The following is a 19,098-nucleotide window of genomic DNA, read 5'->3' on the forward strand; positions in this document are numbered from 1 at the left end:
TTTCACCGACCTTCCTCCGGGGTTCGCCAAAGGTATCCGAGGCTGCCATTCATCAGGTGCGCCGCACTGAGAACGTGTCAAGGCCTCAAAAAGACTCCACGTACCTGTTTGCAACCTCAGGAGGTCCCATGAGCCATTCTCAAGACCCAGCCACTCCCCAAGCACCGGTCAACCCCAACGACGACGGCTTCGTGCTCGGCACCGCTGGCCGCGACGAAGACCCCAACGCCGCCCCGTCCTACGCTATCGACCGTCGCCACGAACGGGATGAACTGACCCCCGAAGACGCCCGTGGCATGCCCGGCTATCCCGAGGAAAAGCCAGCGGCTAAACCCAAGGAGAAGCGGGTTGAAGAGGCAGAGCCGGGAATCGAGACGCCTGAGCAGGGGAACGATAAGGTTGGATGATCAGGCCGCGATGACTTTCGCCCAGACAGCCCTCGCCGTAGAAACTGTCATCTTTCTTCCTAGGATTATCGCAATTTGCGATAAGTCCAATCTGTGTTTAACTCATCTATAGCAAAATGAGATGAGAAAAAAGATGAGCGCACTGATTGAACAAGTCGCCGCCCATTGGGAGTTTGTGTCGCCCCTGCTGCGTAAGCCCAGGAGCGAAGAGGATTACGACCGGTTGGTCGCTGCGCTCGATGAATTGTTGGAGTTGGTTGGCGAAGAAGAAGAAGCCCATCCGCTGATGAGTCTGGTGGATATCATCGGTGAATGGATCGAGGCCTGGGATCATCAGCACCGGCCGATGCCCAAGGCAAGCGGCGTTGAGGCGCTTCGTTATCTGATGCGCGAACACGGTTTGAGCCAGAGCGATCTGCCGGGTATAGGTGCCCAGTCGGTGGTGTCGGAGATATTGAGCGGCAAGCGCCAGTTCAATTTAAGGCAGATCCGCTGGTTGGCGGAGCGCTTCGGCGTATCGGTTGAGACCTTCATTTGATGGCTTGGATTGCCAATTGTGAAGAGGAAGCTTGCGCCCGCCCGCCCGCTCGCTCGCCCGCTCGGTTCCGTAGGAGCTGCCGAAGGCTGCGATCTTTTGATCTTTTGATCTTTTGATCTTTTGATCTTTCGCTTGAGATTCAAGTGTCTTTGGAAAGATCGCAGCCTCGTTGCACTCGACAGCTCCTACACAGCTCCTACACAGCTCCTACACAGCTCCTATACAGCTCTTACATAGCTCTTACATAGCTTCTACGGCCCAGCGGGAGCAAGAGCCCTCGCCGCAGGGGGATGCGCTATGTCGACCGGCGGGGCTCGACGTTGTCCAGTTCCCGGTTCGCCAATAAGCCGCTCAGTTCGATCAGCTGCTGAACGCCCATGGCAATGTGTCGCCTGGAGCCTTTCAGGTCGAATGCCAGATCGCTGACCATGGCGTTGGCCGAGGCTAGGTTTTCGCTGAGGTTGGCGAGCAGGGTTTCGGTGTCGACGCCGTTGACGACGGTGAAGAGTTGGCTTGGATCGGCTTCGGGTTTGCTGCGTTTGGGGCTGAGGTAGTAATCGAGGACGCGGTCAGCAGTTTCGTCGAATTCTTTTGAGTTTTTATTGGCTGGATCGGTATCGGGCGGGTTGGGGTTGCTTTGAATATGGTGAATCTCCGTGATTGGTTGAGCCACCACGACCTATCGCTAAACAAGTAAAGGTGGCGGCAGTACGCAGGTTAGCGATCCGGGTCACAGAAACCCCGGGTAGACCAGAAGGTCTCCCACGCACAGCCACCATTAAGCGAGTTGCAGACGTAAAAGACTGCAATCGAGACTGGGCATTGTTGCGTCTGTGTAGAGTCGGATCGCTAAACCCGATCGCTGATTTGTCAGCGACGGGGAAACGATAAAGCCCGACCCCAAGGCGCACAAGCCGGCGGATTCTGGCGCAGTTGTAGGCAACGGCGCAAGACTGCGTAGCCTGCTCCTGAATGGTCCTACATCGAAATAAACGCGCTGATGGTTACGGGCTTCAGCATTGGGCTCAGAGGCTGTGATGAGCTGAAGATCGCCATCGCGAGCAAGCTTGCTCGCGATGACTTTCTCCCAGACAACCCTGAACCTACGGCGAGGGAGGGTTACGACGAGCAACTGATCTCCAGATGCTTGCCCCACTCCGGCGGACGTTGCGCGTAGCTGTCCATGCCCGGTTGTTCTTCGAATGGCTTGCTCAGCACCGTGTGCAGGCGGCGGACTTCGTCGTAGTCACCGGATTCGGCAGCGTCGATGGCCTTCTGCGCCAGGTAGTTGCGCAGCACATACAGTGGGTTCACCGCATGCATGCGAGCGCGGCGCTGGTCTTGATCGACGGGGCCTTCGCGGTTGACGCGGGCGACATACAGTTCGCCCCAGGCATCGAAACCCTTGAGGTCGACGAAGTCATCGCGCAGGGTGGCGACGGCTTGTTCGGGGGCTTGGTCGCCCAGTCGACGGAAGAACAGACTGTAGTCGACGCCGCTGTTTTGCATCAATTGCAGCAAGCGCTCCAGCAGTTTCTGGTCATCCTCTTCGGCGCTGGTCAAGCCGAGGCGGCGGCGCATCAGGTCAAGGTAGTGGGCCTGGTACAGCGGTAAGTACAGCCCGAGGGTTTCACGCAGGGCTTCGACGCTGATGAACGGCGTCAGGGCCTGGGCCAGGGCGCTGAGGTTCCACTGGCCGATGGGGACCTGGTTGCTGAAGGAGTAGCGACCCTGGTCATCGGAGTGGTTGCAGATGAAGTTGGCGTCGAAGTCGTCGAGGAAGGCGAACGGCCCGAAGTCGAAGGTGATGCCCAGGATCGACATGTTGTCGGTGTTCATCACGCCGTGACAGAAACCGTAGGCCTGCCATTTGGCAATCAACTCGGCGTTGCGCTCGACGATTTCACGGAACATCGCCAGGTACGGTTCCGGCTGCTCACGGCACTCGGCGAAATGCAGGTTCAATACGTGCTCGGCGAGGGTCGCATGCAGCTCGGGTTTCTTGGTGTAGTAGAAATATTCGAAATGCCCGAAGCGCACGTGGCTGGGCGCCAGGCGCAGCACCATGGCGGCGCGCTCCTGCTTTTCGCGCCACACTGGGGTGTCGGAGCCGATCACGCACAAGGCGCGGGTGGTGGGGATGCCCAGGGCGTGCAGGGCTTCGGAGGCGAGGAATTCGCGGATCGAGGAACGCAGTACCGCGCGCCCGTCGCCCATCCGTGAGAACGGCGTCTGGCCGGCGCCCTTGAGGTGCAGGTCCCAGTGCTCGCCGGCCTCGTTGTACACCTCGCCCAGCAGCAACCCGCGGCCGTCGCCCAATTGCGGGTTGTAGTGGCCAAACTGATGCCCCGAATACACCATCGCTCGGGGCTCCGTTTCGGCCCACAGCTTGTGGCCGCCAAAGATCTCGGCAAACAGTGGTGCCTGGGCTTGCGCCGGGTCCAGGTCCAGCAGCGCCATGGCGGCCGGGCTGGCGACCACCAGCCGCGGATTGTCGATGGGCTCGGGCAGTACGTGGGTCGATAGGCCGTCGCCCAGGCGGGCAAAGCGGTTATCGAAGATCAAGGTTTCCAGCGTTTTCATGGCCGTCTCCGGCGCGATGCCCTCGGGCATTGCGCGATCAGTCGAGGGTGGCTGCCGGCGGCTCTGGCAAGGACTTGGGCCCTGGCGCGAGGGGAGGCTCGGGCGTCGTCGTCTTGTCTTGCGGCAAGACGGGCGTCAGTTTGTATTCCAGGCCCTGAACGTTTTTCAAGGAGACCTCCACCTGCCGGAACGCAATACTGATGTTGTGCTTTTTGAATTCGCGGCTGATGAACCGATTGATCTCGTCCAGTACGGGGTTGCGGTCGCCCAGGTCACGCACATGCATGCGCAGCTCATGGTCCAGGGTGCTTTCCCCGAAGTTCAGGAAGTACACCAGTGGTTCCGGCTCCTTCAGCACCCGTGGATTTTCCCGGGCTCCCTTGAGCAGCAGCTCCTTGACCAGGTCAAGGTCCGACCCGTAGTCGACACCTACCTTAAGGGTTACCCGCGTCACGGTATCGGTCAGCGACCAGTTGATCAATTGCCCGGTGATGAACGTCTTGTTCGGGACGATGATGTCCTTGCGGTCGAAGTCGGTGATGGTGGTGGCACGAATGCGAATCTTGCTGACCGTGCCCGACAGGTTGCCAATGGTGATGGTGTCGCCGATGCGCACCGGACGCTCGAACAGGATCATGATGCCGGAGATGAAGTTGGCGAAGATTTCCTGCATGCCGAAGCCCAGGCCCACCGACAGCGCGGCCACCAGCCATTGCAGTTTGTCCCAGCTCACGCCCAAGGTGGACAGGGTGGTGACGAAACCGACGCCGGCGATCACGTAGGACAGCAGCGTGGTGGTGGCATAGGAACTGCCCTGGGCCAGGTTCAGCTTTGACAGCACGAACACTTCCAACAGACCCGGCAGGTTGCGCGCCAGGGCGAAGGTGATGCCGATGATGATCAGCGCGCCGAGCATGTCGCCGATGCTGATAGGCACCATGCTCGTGGCGGCGCCGCTGCCGCTGGTGTACTCATAGAGGGTGATGTTGTCCAGGTAGGAGAACACGCTGATCAGGTCCGACCAGACCCAGTACAGCGCTGCGATGAAACCGCCGAGCAACGCCAGGCGAATCAGGCGCAGGGATTGTTCGTTGACCTTTTCGATGTCCAGCGTTGGCTCTTCGATCACCGCTTCGCCGTCGCCGGCCTCCTTGGCCGCCTGGCGCTTGGCCAGGGCGCGCTGGTAGGCCAGGCGCCGTGCCGCGACCGACAGGCCACGCACGAAAGTGGCCTCGATCACCAGCCAGAACATCAGCAGGTACAGGGTATTGATCAGCCGGTCGCTGAGTTTCAGCGCGGTGTAGTAGTAGCCAAAGCAGACCGCCACGAACAATGCGATCGGCAGGGCGGTGAACATCACCCCGACCGCCTTGCGAAACAGCGAGGTGTTCTTGTGGGTCGGGCTGCTGAGGAGCAGGCGGCTGAGCAGCCAGGCCATCGAGGCATAGCAGGTCAGTACCACCGGCATGCCGAGCACGTCATCGGCCAAGGCCGACGGTTGCAGTTCCGCCACGGCCACCACCGCCACCAAGGCCAATACCACCAGCCCGAGCCGACGAATCCAGCCCTGGAGGAATTCCACCTGGGGTTTTTCCCAACGGAAATGCAACTCGGCCACGCCACCGGGGGAAAGGATCCGATAGGCGGTATAGAACACCAGCCAGGCTTGCCCGATCTGCAGCAGCGCCGCGCCAAGGTTGGTGTTCTGGCCGCGGGCGTCGATCTGCAAGGCATAACCGCACAGGGCCAGCGCCAGGGCCACCGGCATCGCCAGCAAGATATTGATCAGGATCGCCTGGGGTGTATGCCACTGGCTGTCGCGCTTGAAGTGGCCGACATCCTGGTGAACCTTGTTCAAGCGGGCATAAAGGTTCTTGCGTCGCCACAGCAGCGCACCGATCAGCAATGCCAGGGGCAGGAACAGCAGCGGCCGCTGAGTCAGGCCGTCGGCCAGTTCGCTGAGGCTCGAGGCCCAGGGCAGTGAGTCAACCTGTTTCTCCAGGCGCATCGGCACGCCGCGCATCCAGTCGAAATCCAGCGGTTTGTTGCTGGGGATCCAGAACATTTGCTCTTCGAGGGTCTCTCGCAGGTTCTGGGCGGTGCTGAGCAGTTGTTTCTGGTTGAGCTGCAAGGTGATGGATTCGTTGAGTACCGCACTCAATTCGCGGTTCAGGCGTTCCAGCAGGTCGACGCGGGTCAGTGCCAGGTCCAACAGCGTCTTGCGCAACTGCGGTGTAGCTTGCTCCGACGGCTGGGAGGCCAGCAGGCTGTCGACATAGGCGCTGGGATTATTCAACAGCTCGCGCTGCTGGCTGACTTCGAACTGGTACAGGCGGATGTCGGCGATCTGGTCGGCCAGGTTCTGGTCCAGCTTCAGGCGCGGCAGGCTCTGGCGTTGCTTGTAGAGGATCTTGGAGAGCAGCAGGCTGCCCTTGAGCACGCTGATCTGCTCGTCCAGGGCGGCGTCGGTCTGGGTGACGCTGTCCAGCAGTTGCTTGGTCTGCAGGTTCTGCTGGGTGACTTCGTTGAGGCGGTCGGTGCTTTTGAGCAGGTAGTCGGAGAGCTTCAGGTTGGCCGCGCTTTCGGTCGCCAGCAAGCTGCTGCCGCCGGCCTTCTGGGCTTCGATGGATTGCTGGGTCACCGTCTCCTGTGACTGGGCCAGGCGCTTCTGGTTGATCAGGTTTTGCAGCTCCTGGATCTCCTGCTCCATGCGGTCGATTTTTTCCGACAGCAAGTCGTGCTGGCTATTGCCCAAATCTTGCAACTGGCTGTTGCCAGCCAGTTCCTGGCGACGCAACGGGATCAGCGCATTGAGTGCCGCCAGCTCGGCGTTGAGCTGGTCGCGTTGTTCGCCGCTCAAGGTCTTGCCGGCGTCCCTGCCGGCCTTGAGGGTGGCGTTGATCTGCTGGATGCGGCTCTGGCTGTTGGAAATTTCCCCCTGGGCCCGCTCGGGTCGTGTCTGGGCGGTGATGACCAGGCTGTTGGCCTCGGCCAGGGCTTTTTGCAGGTCGCCCTGCTGGGCGGAGCGATCCGTGAGCATTTGCTCGAGCTGGGGAATCGGCAGGTTGGCGTAGCGTTGCGCCACCGGTACCACCGCCGTGCCCTTGAGCCGCGCCAGTTCGCGCTGGTTCTCGATGTTCTGCTTGGGCGCAGTGGCCAGTTGCTGTTTGAGCGCCTGCAGCTTCTGTTCGTACTCGGCTTTTTTGTTGAGTTGGGTCAACGTGTTCTGCAAGACCGCCTGCAGGGCTTTCTGCTCGGCTTCCGGCAGTTTGCGGTCGGCGATCTTGTCCAGGCTGGCCTGCACCGAAGCGCTGGTGGGAAGGTCAGCGGCTTGCAGGGTGCAGACAGAGAGACTCAGGCCCAGCAGGGCGATGACGAAAAAGGAGCGCAGGGTAGGCATAGAGACCGGTCGAGCAAGTGAGAGTGGGAGCAGTTTAGAGGAACAAGCCGGGACCCGGGCGACTTCCTTCGGGGAATCTGACGCCCACTTTGCCGATCTTGTTCCCGTCCATGACTGCGACGGTCCACAGGGTGTTGTTCCAATCCACCTGGTCGCCGACCACTGGAGCGCCACCGACTTTCTGGGCAATGAAACGGCCCAGGGACATGTCGGGATCGATGCCGTCCAGTTTCAGTCCGTACAGCGCCGCAACCGCGGCCAGCTGGGCGTCTCCTTCGAGTACGAAGTCGCCGAAGAAGCGCAGATCCAGGCCCCGTTGCGGCGCTTGGCTGAACAGTTTTCCCAGGGCCGGCAAGTCGTGTTCATGGCCGATGACACACAACAAATCATCGACTTCCAGCACCGTACTACCCGACGGATGGAGCAGTTGCTGGCCACGAAACAGGGCAGCGATGCGCGTGCCGTCCGGCATTTTCAGGTCCCGCAGGGGCGAGCCGATGCACCATTTTTCCGCGCCCAGGCGATAGATGAACAGCTCCCACTCGCTGGTGACGTGGACTTCCAGCGCCGCCCGGGAAATCGGCAGCGGCTCGGGCGGGACGGTCACGTGCAGCAACTTGGCGACCCACGGCAGGCTCGTGCCCTGCACCAGCAGCGAGACCAGCACGATAAAGAACGCCAGGTTGAAATAGAGCTGGGCGTGGGGCAACCCAGCCATCAACGGGAACACCGCCAGGATGATCGGCACCGCGCCGCGCAGGCCGACCCAGGAAATGAACGCTTTCTCGCGACCGTGGAACGCCTTGAACGGCAGCAGGCCGACCACGACCGACAGCGGACGCGCAAACAGAATCATCCACAATGCCAGGCCCAGGGCGGGCAGGGCGATGGGCAGCAGGTCGTGGGGCGTGACCAGCAACCCCAGCACCAGGAACATGCCGATCTGCGCCAGCCAGGCCATGCCATCGAGCATGTGCAGGATACCGTGGCGGCTGCGCACCGGACGGTTGCCGATCACCAGGCCGCACAGGTACACCGCGAGGAAGCCGCTGCCGTGCAGGGCGTTGGTCAAGGCAAATACGGCCAGGCCGCCGCTGATGACCAGGATCGGGTACAGGCCGTTGGCCAGGTTGATGCGATTGACCAGTTGCAGCATCAGCCAGCCGCCGCCCAGGCCGATCACCGCACCGATACCAAACTCGCGCACCAGATGCCCCACCAGGCTCCAATGCAGGCCGGTTTCGCCACTGGCGAGCATGCCGATCAAGGTGACGGTCAAGAATACCGCCATGGGGTCGTTGCTACCGGACTCGATCTCGAGGGTGGCGCTGACCCGCTCATTCAGGCCCTTGCCGCCCAGCAGCGAAAACACTGCCGCGGCGTCGGTGGAGCCGACGATGGCGCCAATCAGCAGGCCCTGGATCAGGTTCAGGTTGAACAGCCACGCCGCCGCCAGGCCGGTCAGCCCGGTGGTGATCAATACCCCGACCGTGGCCAGCGACAACGCGAAAGCTCGAGACCCGCGTGCGCAAGCCGCCGTCCAACAGGATGACCGCCAATGCGAGGTTGCCGACCAGATAGGCCGTGGCGTAGTTATCGAAAAGAATACCGGCGCCGTCGACACCGGCCGCCATGCCCACGGCCAGGATGATCACCAGGATCGGGATGCCCAGGCGCGACGAAAGAGAACTCACCAGAATGCTCGCACCCACCAGCAACGCGCCGATCAAGAACAGGCTGTTGATGGTCGTCGCAGTCAAAGGCAGTACTCCGGGAATCTTGAGGGACAGGCACAAACTGACCATGCAGTCTGCGTGCCAGCGATTCTAACCTGTTGAAATGTGATGCTGTCAAAAAAGGTTTGGGCGTCTTCCTTCTAGCCTTGCGCCTGCCAGACCGTTTCGCAGGCGATTGTGCTTTAGACGAGTTATTTCGTAACCGGATATGGGAAACAGCTGATAACAAACCAGCAGCTCCATTGGGCCAATCCAATGTTGACTCCCGCAGGGGCGCTCCCTAGTATCCGCCCGCTATTTTGGATGCCGCTTCTTGCTCGAGGGATCGAACATGTCTTTACCCGCCCTGTGGGCGAGGTTGTGCCTGGCTTTGCTCTGCCTTTCTCCGCTTTCCCCTGTTTATGCCGCGCCAACCCCTGGCGACACTGACCTTATCCGCGAACGCCAGAATCGCCTGCTCGAAGAGCAGCGTCGGCGCCTCGAAGAACTCAAGGACCTGCCAGGCAAAGAAGCAAAGCCAGTCCCGCCGGCAAAACCTGCCGATACCCGTTGCTTCCTCATCAAGACCATCGAACTCAAAAGCGCCGATGCCCTGTCCGAGCGCGAGCGCCAACGCTTGCTCAAGCCCTACATCAATCAGTGCCTGGGCGTGCCGCAGCTTAACGAGCTGCTCAAGACCGTTACCGATGCGTACCTGGAAAAGGGCTTGGTCACGAGCCGTGCCTATTTGCCACAACAGGATTTGTCCAGCGGGCATCTGCAGGTGCTGGTAGTCGAGGGACGGCTTGAGAGCCTGAAGGGCGCCGAGGACAGCGGACTCTCCGAGCGGGAGCTGACCATGAGCTTTCCGGGCAAGCCGGGCGATTTGCTCAATCTGCGGGAGATCGAGCAAATGATCGATCAACTGAACCGCCTACCCTCCAACCGTGTGGAAATGGAGTTGGCGCCAGGGCAGAACATCGGCGGCAGTGAAGTGCTGGTCAAGAACACCGCGCAGAAACCTTGGCGCGCCGGTATGTCACGGCATAACGATGGACAAAAGAGCACCGGTGAGCAGCAATGGGGCGTCTCCCTGGACTGGGACAATCCCTTGGGCCTGGCCGATCAATTGGCCTTGCGCGGCGGCCACGATGCCGTCAGCGACCATCAGAAAACCTCGCGCAACGCCATGTTCTATTACAACTTGCCGTTTGGCTGGTGGAACCTGAGCTACAGCTATAGCCAAAGCGAGTACCGGACGCCGGCGCAGCTCAACGGCTTTACCTTCAAGCAGACCGGCGACAGCCAGAGCCATCAGTTTCGCCTGGAGCGGGTGGTGCATCGTGACGCGGTGAGCAAGACTTCCTTGAACACAGGCCTGGCGTACCTGCGTACCAATAACTTTTTCGAAGACAGCAAGCTCGATGTGAGCAGTAACCGCATCAGCGAGGCGCAGTTCGGCATCAATCATGGCCGGCGAGTGGGCAATGCCTTCGTCAACCTCGACCTGGGCCTGCAACAAGGTATCGGTGCCCTCGATGCCCAGGGCGATCATGAGCCGGGCCCTGGAGTGCCAGATGCGCGCTATCGCAAATACACCGCGACCCTCAGCTATTTGCAGCCCTTCATGCTGGGCGGCGAGTCCTTCAGCTTCAGCAGCCTGATGACCGGCCAGCGCAGCGAGGATGCATTGTTCGCCTCGCAGCGCATGAGCCTGGGCGGCCTGTCGTCGATTCGCGGCTACAAGGACCAGACACTGTCTGGCGACAGCGGCGGCTACTGGCGCAACGACCTGCGCTGGAGCCGTCCGGTGACCCTGCAATGGCTACGCCCGGTATTCGCCGAATACGGCACCAGCCTCGGTTATGACCAAGGCGTGATTCGCGGTAATCGCTACAACGGTAGCGAGCACGGGCGCATGTCGAGCAACTCGCTGGAGTTATTCGCCCGAGGCGAGCACCTGAGCGCCAGCGTCACCTTCGCCCATTCCCTGGAACGTCCGGATGTCCTGACCGCGCGCGAAGCGCCGATCTACTTCCGCGTGGATGTATCCATCTAAATTTCTGCTGTAACGAGACCTGATCATGGACGACCGCCAATACGCCTTCCTGGCCCGCCAGCCTTCCGCTGCCCTGCAAACCCGCGAGCAGTTCTGGGGCATGCCCAAGCGCGGCCTGGCGTTCCTGTTGGCCAACGTCATGTTCTGGCAACCGCTGTGGGCCCAGGCGGGCGGCATCGTGGTCAGCGCGCCGGGCACCAGCCTCGGCCAGGCCGGCAATGGCGTGCCGGTGGTCAACATCGCCAAGCCCAACGGCAGTGGTCTGTCTCACAACCAGTTCAAGGACTATAACGTCGGCAGCAACGGCGTGATCCTCAACAACGCCACGTCCCGCACCCAGTCCACGCAATTGGGCGGCATCATTATCGGCAACCCGAACCTCAAGGGCACGGCCGCCAAAGTCATCCTCAACGAAGTCAACGGCGGCAACCCGAGCCAGCTGCGTGGCTACACCGAAGTGGCCGGGCAGTCGGCCCACGTCATCGTCGCCAACCCCTACGGCATCACCTGCAACGGTTGCGGTTTCATCAATACCCCCAAGGCGACCCTGACCACGGGCAAGCCGATCATCGAAAACGGCCAGGTGGGTCGCTATCACGTGGACCAGGGCAGCGTCGCCATTGAAGGCGCGGGTCTGAACGCGAACAACGTCGACCGCTTCGAAATCATCACCCGCAGCGCCAAGATCAATGCCGAGCTCCAGGCCAAGAACCTGACCATCGTCGCCGGGCGCAACGACGTCAACGCCAATACCCTGAACGCTACTGCCCGGGTTGATGATGGCAGCGCCAAACCGGAGCTGGCCATCGACTCCTCGGCCTTGGGTGGTATGTACGCTGGCGCCATCAAGCTGGTGGGGACCGAGGCCGGGGTTGGCGTGAAGCTGGACGGCAAGATGGTTGCCAGTGGCGGTGATATCCAGCTCGATGCCAATGGACATTTAAGCCTGGCGCAGACCACGGCGTCGGGCGTGGTTGATATCAACGCCCAGAGCCTGGATGCCCGGGAAACGATTTATGCCGGAAATCAGGTCCAGGCGACGACCCGAGGCACCCTTACCAACCGACAAGCGATCGCCGCGCGGGACAACGTCACGCTGACGACCGACGGGCAGCTCAACAACCTGGGCATCATCGAGGCGGGCGTCAACGTCGACAACACTCGCAACCAGATGGGCGACGTGGAGTTGACCGCGGCGAATATCGACAATCGCAGGCAGAGCGTAATCGCCAGTCGTGACTTGAAAGCCACGGCCAAGCAGACCCTCGACAATCGCGGCGGCACTCTTTCTGCCGGAAAAACACTGACCCTCGATGGCAAGGACATCGACAACCGCGCCGGGACGTTGGTCAGCCAGGACACGTTGCAAGCGCGGGCCAACGGGACGCTGGACAACCGCGATAAAGGGACAATTGCCAGCGACGGCGAGCAGAAGCTGGTGGCCGGTACGCTGAAGAACAGCGTAGGGGTCATCAGCAGCAACGATCTTCTCAAGCTCGAAACGGACGACCTGGATAACAGCAGCGGCAAAATTGCGACGGACGCCACGCTGACTCTCAAGGGCGGCAGCATTGAAAACAGCGCGGGACAAATCACCAGCCAGGGTGACACGGTTGCGACGCTGAAAAGCTTCAACCAGAAGGACGGCAAGTTGGTCAGCCAGGGGAAACTGACCCTGACCGCAGACCACATCAACAACAGCGACGATGGTTATATCGCCTCGGTCAAGGCGATGAGCCTGACCGCTTACCAGCAACTGCTCAATAACGGCGAGGCGATCATCAGCACTGAGCAGGGGCTGACGATCAGCGGCGGTGGTCTCGATAACACCAAAGGCAGCCTGCTCAGCCAAGGTGACCTTAAGGTCGATATCACCGGTGACTTCGTCAACCAGGATGGCAGTGCCATCACCCAGGCCGGGAACGTGGATATCGAGGCGAGCAGCCTCGATAACCGTGGCGGTGTCCTTGCCAGTGTCGGCGGTTGGCTGAAAGCGACGCTGGACACGGTGTTGGATAACGGCGAGTCGCTCACCTCCGCCGACGCAGCTGGGTTGATCCAGGCGCACTCCGTCGATCTCGATGCGAAACAAGCGATGCTCAACAATGGCGGGCAGGTTTCGGCTTTGTCCGATGACGTTGATATCACCACCGCCACGCTTGAGAACCGCAACGGTGCAGTGCTCGCCAAACAGGCCTTGACTGTACGCGCTCGGAATCTGGACAACAGAGACGGACGCGCAGCGGCAAGCGCCATTGATTTCGGTTTGACCGGGGCACTGAACAACCAGCGTGGTCTGGTGGAGGGTTCCAACGGCCTGCTGATCCGTGCTGCGTCAGTTGATAACCAGGGCGGCAAGTTGCGCTCGGTGGGCAAGCTGGGGACTGCGACGCTAACGGTTGATCAACTGCTGGACAACCAGAGCGGCGTCATTGAAGCGGCCACCCAGGACCTGTCCTTGCAGATGGCAGGCTTCAAAAATGCTGGCGGCAATGTTCGTCATGTGGGCACCGGCACCTTAGGCGTGGACCTCGCCAGGTTCAGCAACATCGGCGGCAGCCTGATGACCTCAGGCACCCTGACCGTCGACGCGGCGCGTTGGGACAACAGCTCGGATATCCAGGCTAATGTCCTGAACCTGAAGGTGGGCCAGCTCAATCAGACCAGTAGCGGCAAGTTGGTTGCGGTGCAAAGCCTGTTGGCTACGGGCGGCACTTGGAACAACGCGGGGATCATCAGCAGCGACGTTGATTTGGATCTGAAGCTGACCGGTGCTTATGTCGGCACCGAAAACAGCCGCCTCAGCAGCGTCGGTAAATTCGATCTGAGTGCGGCCAGCCTCGATCTATCCAGCGCCTCGCGCCTGGCTGGTGGTGGCGTTACCACCGTCACCAGTCTCGGTGCATTGAACAATGCCGGACGGATCACCGGCGGCGGCAAGTTCTCCCTGGCCGCCACGAGCCTGGTCAATACGGGCACGCTGGGTGGTGCCGACACCTTGGAGCTGCTTGCCAACGAGGCCCGTAACGATCGCGGCCTGATCTTTAGCGGCGCGGACATGGCCCTGCGTTTCAATCGCTTCACCAACTATCGTGCGGACGTCTACAGCCTGGGGGCACTGAATGTCGCGGCCCGAGATGGCGTCGCTCGCAGCGTGTTGCTGGAGAACATCTCCGGCACCCTTGAGTCGGCCAAGGACATGTCGCTGCGCAGCGACACCCTGATCAATCGCAAGGACGTTTTTTCCACCACCGATGAGCTGGTGTCGGGCTCCATCAGTGTCAAATGCTATGACTGCGGTGGTGACCACCACAACGTCGACTATGTGGCCAAGGAAACCTTCCAAAGCGTCGTGCTCGAAGACTCGGCCAGTGCCACGTTGATGAGTGGGGCGAAGCTGACCGTCGACGGCTCCACAGTGACCAACCAATACAGCGTGATGGCCTCGGCTTCCGACCTGCTGATTACCGCAGACAACTTCGCCAACGTTGGCGCTGCTTCCGGCACCAGCGTCAGGACGCGGACCTGGAACACCGGCAGGGTCACCGATGGGACAGACGAGCGCTTCCGTTCCAGAGTCATCGTTCCTTACAACGCCCAGGCCAACCCGAAGCAAGTGCCTGTCGATGCACTGAACAATTTCCGCCAAGTGAGCGACATCACTACCGTGACGCCAGGGCAATCGCTGGCAGCAGCAGTGGTTCAATCGGGCGGGAACATCAGCATCCAAGCGACACAACAGCTGGAAAACAGCAGCATTGCGCAGTTCCAGACGCCGCTGGCGGGCGCAACCAAGTCAGCGGCCACCGATGTGGCCAATGTCGCACAGCCAGCGGTCGTGGTGCTCAACCCTCAATTGCCGCCTGATCTGGCCCAACAACAAGTCAACCCGACCACTATGCCCGGATTCGCCTTGCCGACGGGCGAGAACGGCCTGTTCCACGTCGTCGACAGCGCGGCGGCGGCGCAAAACAGTCATGACCAAAGCCAGGCCAACGTCCGGGGGGCGAACGCAAGCTGGGCCGTTACAGGCCACAAGTACGTAGTTGAAACCAATCGTGAACTGACCGACCTCAAACAGTTCATGAGCTCGGACTACCTGCTCGGTAATCTGGGGTATGACCCGGACACCAGTTGGAAGCGCCTGGGCGATGGCTTGTACGAACAACGCCTGATCCAGCAAGCCGTGATCGCCCGCACCGGCCAACGTTTTCTCGATGGCCAGACCTCCGACGAAGGCATGTTCAAGTACCTGATGAACAACGCCATCGCCAGCAAGGAACAACTGAACCTGGCCCTTGGCGTGACCCTGACTTCGCAACAAGTCGCCGCGCTGACCCATGACATCGTCTGGATGGAAGATCAGGTCGTCAATGGTGAGCACGTGCTGGTGCCGGTGCTGTACCTGGCGCAGGCCAACGACCGGCTGATGGCCGATGGCGCGCTGATCCAAGGCAAGAATCTCACGCTCATCGCAGGCACCGACCTGAGGAACGCCGGGACGCTGCGTGCCAGCGAAAACCTTTCGGCCGCAGCCGGCAACAATCTGCTCAACACCCGCCTGGCCGAGGCTGGCGAGCGGCTCAAGTTGGTCGCGGGCAAAGACCTGGTCAACATGCAAGGCGGCATCCTCAAGGGCAAGGACGTCGAGCTCTCGACCTTGACCGGCGACGTCCGCAACGACCGGACCATCACCACCATTGAGAACAGCGGCAAGGGCTTCAGTTCGAAAACCTCCGTTGTCGACAACGCCGCGCGCATCGAGGCCGGCAACAACCTCACCATGCGTGCAGCGGGCGATCTGCTCAACGTGGGCGGCGCGATCACCGCGGGCAACAACGCGGACTTGAGTGCGGGCAAAGACGTCGTCATCTCCGCCGCTCGCGAAGAAAACGGCTCGATGCGCCAGGACAAGCGCCACTTCTGGGAGCAGAGCCAGACCGTCCAGCACGCCAGTGAAGTCAAGACGGGCGGCGACCTCAACGTCACCGCCGGCAACAACCTCACCGTCGTCGCCAGCCATCTGCAAGCCAAGGGCGACATCAACCTGAGCGGCAACGACGTCGCCCTGATCGCGGCGGCGAACGAGGACTCCAGCGAATACCGCTACAAGCGCAGCGGCAAGAAAATCAACAAGGAAGAAGACCATGTCTCGCAGCAGGCGACCACCCTCGATGCCGGGGGGGATGTAAGGGTTGCTGCGCGCAATGATCTGTTGATGGTTGCGAGCAAGATTGCGGCGGGTAATGAGGCCTACCTGGTGGCGGGTAAGCAGTTGAGTCTGTTGGCGGAGCAGAATCGGGATTATTCGCTGTATGACATGAAGAAGAAGGGCGGTTGGGGGAGCTTGAAGATGCGGCGCGATGAGGTGACACAAATCACCCATGTCGGCAGCCAGATCCGCTCCGGAGGCGACCTGATACTCAAGAGCGGCGATGACCAGCGCTACCAAGTGGCCCAGCTCCAAAGTGGAAAGGATCTGATACTGCAAAGCGGCGGCGCCATCGTCTTTGAGGGCGTTAAAGACCTGCACGACGAAAGTCATACCAAGACCAACAACAACGCGTTCTGGAACTCTGCCAAGGGCAAGGGGAATACCGACGAAACCTTGCGCCAGACTCAGATGACGGCAGCGGGCAACATCACGATCAAGGCGGTCGAAGGCCTGAAGATCGATATCAAGCATGTCGATCAGCAAACGGTCAGCCAGACCATCGACGCGATGGTGAAAGCCGACCCGCAACTGGCTTGGATCAAGGACGCCGAGCGGCGCGGTGACGTCGACTGGCGGCAGGTGAAGGAAATCCATGAGTCCTTCAAATACAACACGTCAGGTTTGGGGCCGGCGTCGCAGTTGATCATCGCCATCGCCCTGGCCGCCGTAATGGGGCCGATGATGGCCACCATGAATACCATGGTTCAGGCCGGAGCAATCAGCGTCGCGACCAAGGCGACGGTCAGTACCATCGACAACCGAGGAAACCTCGGCGCGATTGCCAAGGACGTTACTTCCAAGGAGAGCCTGAAAGGGTATGCCGTCTCGATAGCTACGGCAGGGGTTACCCAAGGGCTTGGCTATGACGCCAGCACGGTTGGCTTCAATGCCGAGAGCGTAAAGACAGTCGCTATGAAAGTGGCTGCGGATGCTGCGATTAAAACAGCGGTGTACGGAGGCAGTTACCAAGACAACTTAGCAACTTCGTTGGCTGGAACGGCGGCCAGCATTGGTGGAGCGTATGGCGCCGGAAAAATCGGCGACTTAGGTCTGGCCGAAGGCAGCTTGGAAGCGATTCTGCTTCATTCGGCCTTGGGCGGATTGATGGCGGAAGTCATGGGAGGAGACTTCCGTACAGGAGCAATAGCGGGCGGGGCAAACGAGGTTCTTATCGGTTTGCTGGGGGATACGCTCCTGCCCTCGCATCTGGAGCCCGGTACGCCTGAATACACTCGGGCCCAAGAGAATCTGGTGGCACTTTCAAAAGTTGTCGGCGTTCTAGGCGCTGCGGCCTCCAATGGCGACCTCGAAGTCGCTGCGCAAGTGGCGGAAAACGGCACGCGTTACAACTTCCTAGGAGACCACTCCCGCGCGGAGCGAGACAGGGCTCTCAAGGAATATGAAGAAACCAAGAGCCTGGACGCCGCCAAAAAAATGATGGTGCTCCAAGGCTCGGACCAGCGTAGCGATGCGTTGTTGGCACGTTTTCACACCGATCCCGCGTCGCTTTCTCCGGCAGAAAAAACAGAGCTAGGCGCTTATCTTCAGGTCTACGGCTACGAGCAAAGTAAAGAACACGGGGTAGAGGCTGCCCGCACCAGCATCAACAATCTGCTTGAAAATGGACCGGATCCTTACCGAGACTTTCCGTATGCGGGCGGTACTACCCAGGAGCGAATTGCCTACGCCGACGGCCTGAGAGCTCAGGATGGCGTATCGGTTGCCAACATCTTTTGGTCCAGGGACCAGAGCGCTAGCGAAATGCTGTACCGCGATGCTGAGGGTTACCTGCGCATCAATCGTGAAATGCAGGCGATGAGTGACGTGGGGTCACCTGCTCTGTATTTCCTGACCGGAAATCTCGGCACTACGATTCGGGTCGCAGCTGCGGCGAATGGTGCACTCCAAGCAGGACACGGTGCGGGCCAGGTCTACGATGGTGATACGTGGAATGGCATCGGCAACATTGTGGTCGGCGCTATGAATGCGGCGAGTCTTGGGGTGCCAAAGATCGGCTCCTCTGGACGTGTCAATGGTAGTGCAGGTGCAAAAGGCGCTGCGTCCAAGAATGCGAATGCAACAAGCATGCTTACGGATCTGGAAGCCGCTGCGCTGGTCGAGAGAAATGTAATAGAAGGATCGGCTAAGGGAGCTGCACCAAAAGTGGCGGCAGAGGGAAAGGTAGGAGGACAGACCTTTCAAGACGTCAATCAAACCTCTCGTCCGCTCAACGAGGCGGATCCAAAAATACCTTCGTTGATTACGGATAGAATTGCAGATAAAGCCGCTACGAATCCTGGCAAGCTTTATCCAAACGGAAATATGAAAGATGCCCACGCTGAAATCGGTGTGATTCAGCAAGCATATAGCGCTGGTAAAACCGCCGGAGCGGACATGTCCATGACAGTCGCAGGAAAGGATGTATGCGGATTCTGCAAAGGCGACATAGCCGCTGCCGCGGAAAAGGCTGAGTTGAAATCTTTAACCGTAAGAGCTATAGATGATAAAACGGGACTGCCGAAAAATTATTACTGGGAGTCAGGTATGAAGTCCATTAAGGAGAAAAAATAGATGATAATCGGAGGGTATACGCTTAGTCCTGAGTGCGGTAGATTGCAGATCCCTCTTGTTCATCAGCCGACCATGGAAGATGTTAAATCCATTATATATGAATGTGGTAGATTCGATGGTGTCGCTTCGTTGTCTATTACCCCTGTACCTGAAGTTGGGCCTTACGAAATCAATCTTTATGCTGATTCTGGAAATTATCTTTTGATGTTAAATCAATACTTGGATGATGGGGAGCACGTTGTGCGTACCCTTAATAATACGTCAGCTGGAACAAAGCTGATTGACGTTTTGGGTGATTGCTATCAAGCGAATTTAATTACAAGAGATATAGGGCTCGTTGTTTCTTGTTTTCAGGAGTTTTTAAGTTTTGGTGATGTAAGTGCATTGGTGTTAAGTGTTTAGGGCAAAAAAAATGCTCTAAAAAGGGGGCAGATTTATGTGCGCCAGGCAAAGCTTGGTCGCTTGGGACTGACGGCGTAAGCCGTCACGAAATGGCGTAAGAAACCCAGCGGGTATGAACCCCGTCCGGTAAAGGTTAGCCACTGACCGGAAGCGAGTCTTGCGTGGTGACTGGGTAACCGGCGCTGCGAAGCGTAGACAGCGAGCGTAT

Annotated in this window: 8 protein-coding genes and 1 pseudogene; 5 read left to right on the top strand and 4 right to left on the bottom strand. The window is 59.8% G+C overall.

The window, feature by feature from the left end:
• Positions 1-128: 128 nt before the first annotated feature.
• A complete protein-coding gene (locus tag GFU70_RS02535; RefSeq protein WP_058545528.1) occupies positions 129-407 on the top strand; it encodes a hypothetical protein in 279 nt (92 codons plus the stop codon).
• 133 nt (positions 408-540) lie between these two features.
• Positions 541-945: a helix-turn-helix domain-containing protein gene (locus GFU70_RS02540; RefSeq protein WP_153387548.1), complete on the top strand. Its 405-nt coding sequence runs from the start codon at positions 541-543 to the stop codon at positions 943-945.
• A gap of 295 nt (positions 946-1,240) precedes the next feature.
• Here the strand turns inward: GFU70_RS02540 and GFU70_RS02545 are convergent, their stop codons facing one another.
• The 4 genes and pseudogenes from GFU70_RS02545 to GFU70_RS02560 form a co-directional block, all read right to left on the bottom strand.
• Positions 1,241-1,597: a DUF6124 family protein gene (locus GFU70_RS02545; protein ID WP_153389142.1), complete on the bottom strand. Its 357-nt coding sequence runs from the start codon at positions 1,595-1,597 to the stop codon at positions 1,241-1,243.
• 467 nt (positions 1,598-2,064) lie between these two features.
• Positions 2,065-3,528 carry a protein adenylyltransferase SelO gene (selO, locus tag GFU70_RS02550; RefSeq protein ID WP_058545533.1) on the bottom strand — a complete coding sequence of 488 codons (1,464 nt, stop codon included), beginning with the start codon at positions 3,526-3,528 and terminating at the stop codon, positions 2,065-2,067.
• Between the two features lie 37 nt (positions 3,529-3,565).
• Complete coding sequence (gene mscK / locus GFU70_RS02555; RefSeq protein WP_058545526.1) at positions 3,566-6,928, bottom strand: mechanosensitive channel MscK; 3,363 nt, start codon at positions 6,926-6,928, stop codon at positions 3,566-3,568.
• A gap of 34 nt (positions 6,929-6,962) precedes the next feature.
• Positions 6,963-8,688: pseudogene (locus GFU70_RS02560) on the bottom strand (potassium/proton antiporter).
• Between the two features lie 307 nt (positions 8,689-8,995).
• On the opposite strand from GFU70_RS02560, the gene GFU70_RS02565 reads away from it, so the two are divergent.
• Genes GFU70_RS02565 through GFU70_RS02575 form a run of 3 tightly spaced genes read left to right on the top strand, consistent with a single transcriptional unit; the run spans position 8,996 to position 18,890 of the window.
• Positions 8,996-10,702, top strand: a complete 1,707-nt coding sequence (locus tag GFU70_RS02565) for a ShlB/FhaC/HecB family hemolysin secretion/activation protein (RefSeq protein ID WP_153387549.1) — start codon at positions 8,996-8,998, stop codon at positions 10,700-10,702.
• Positions 10,703-10,727: 25 nt separating this feature from the next.
• Entirely contained in the window at positions 10,728-18,488 is a 7,761-nt protein-coding gene (locus tag GFU70_RS02570) for a DUF637 domain-containing protein (protein WP_153387550.1), read from the top strand.
• The gene (locus GFU70_RS02575) at positions 18,489-18,890 is read left to right on the top strand and encodes a DUF6911 family protein (protein WP_153387551.1); all 402 of its coding nucleotides are present in this window, start codon (positions 18,489-18,491) and stop codon (positions 18,888-18,890) included.
• Positions 18,891-19,098 lie beyond the last annotated feature (208 nt).

It is taken from the genome of Pseudomonas brassicacearum, assembly GCF_009601685.2.
Taxonomy (GTDB): Bacteria; Pseudomonadota; Gammaproteobacteria; order Pseudomonadales; family Pseudomonadaceae; genus Aquipseudomonas; species Aquipseudomonas kilonensis_B.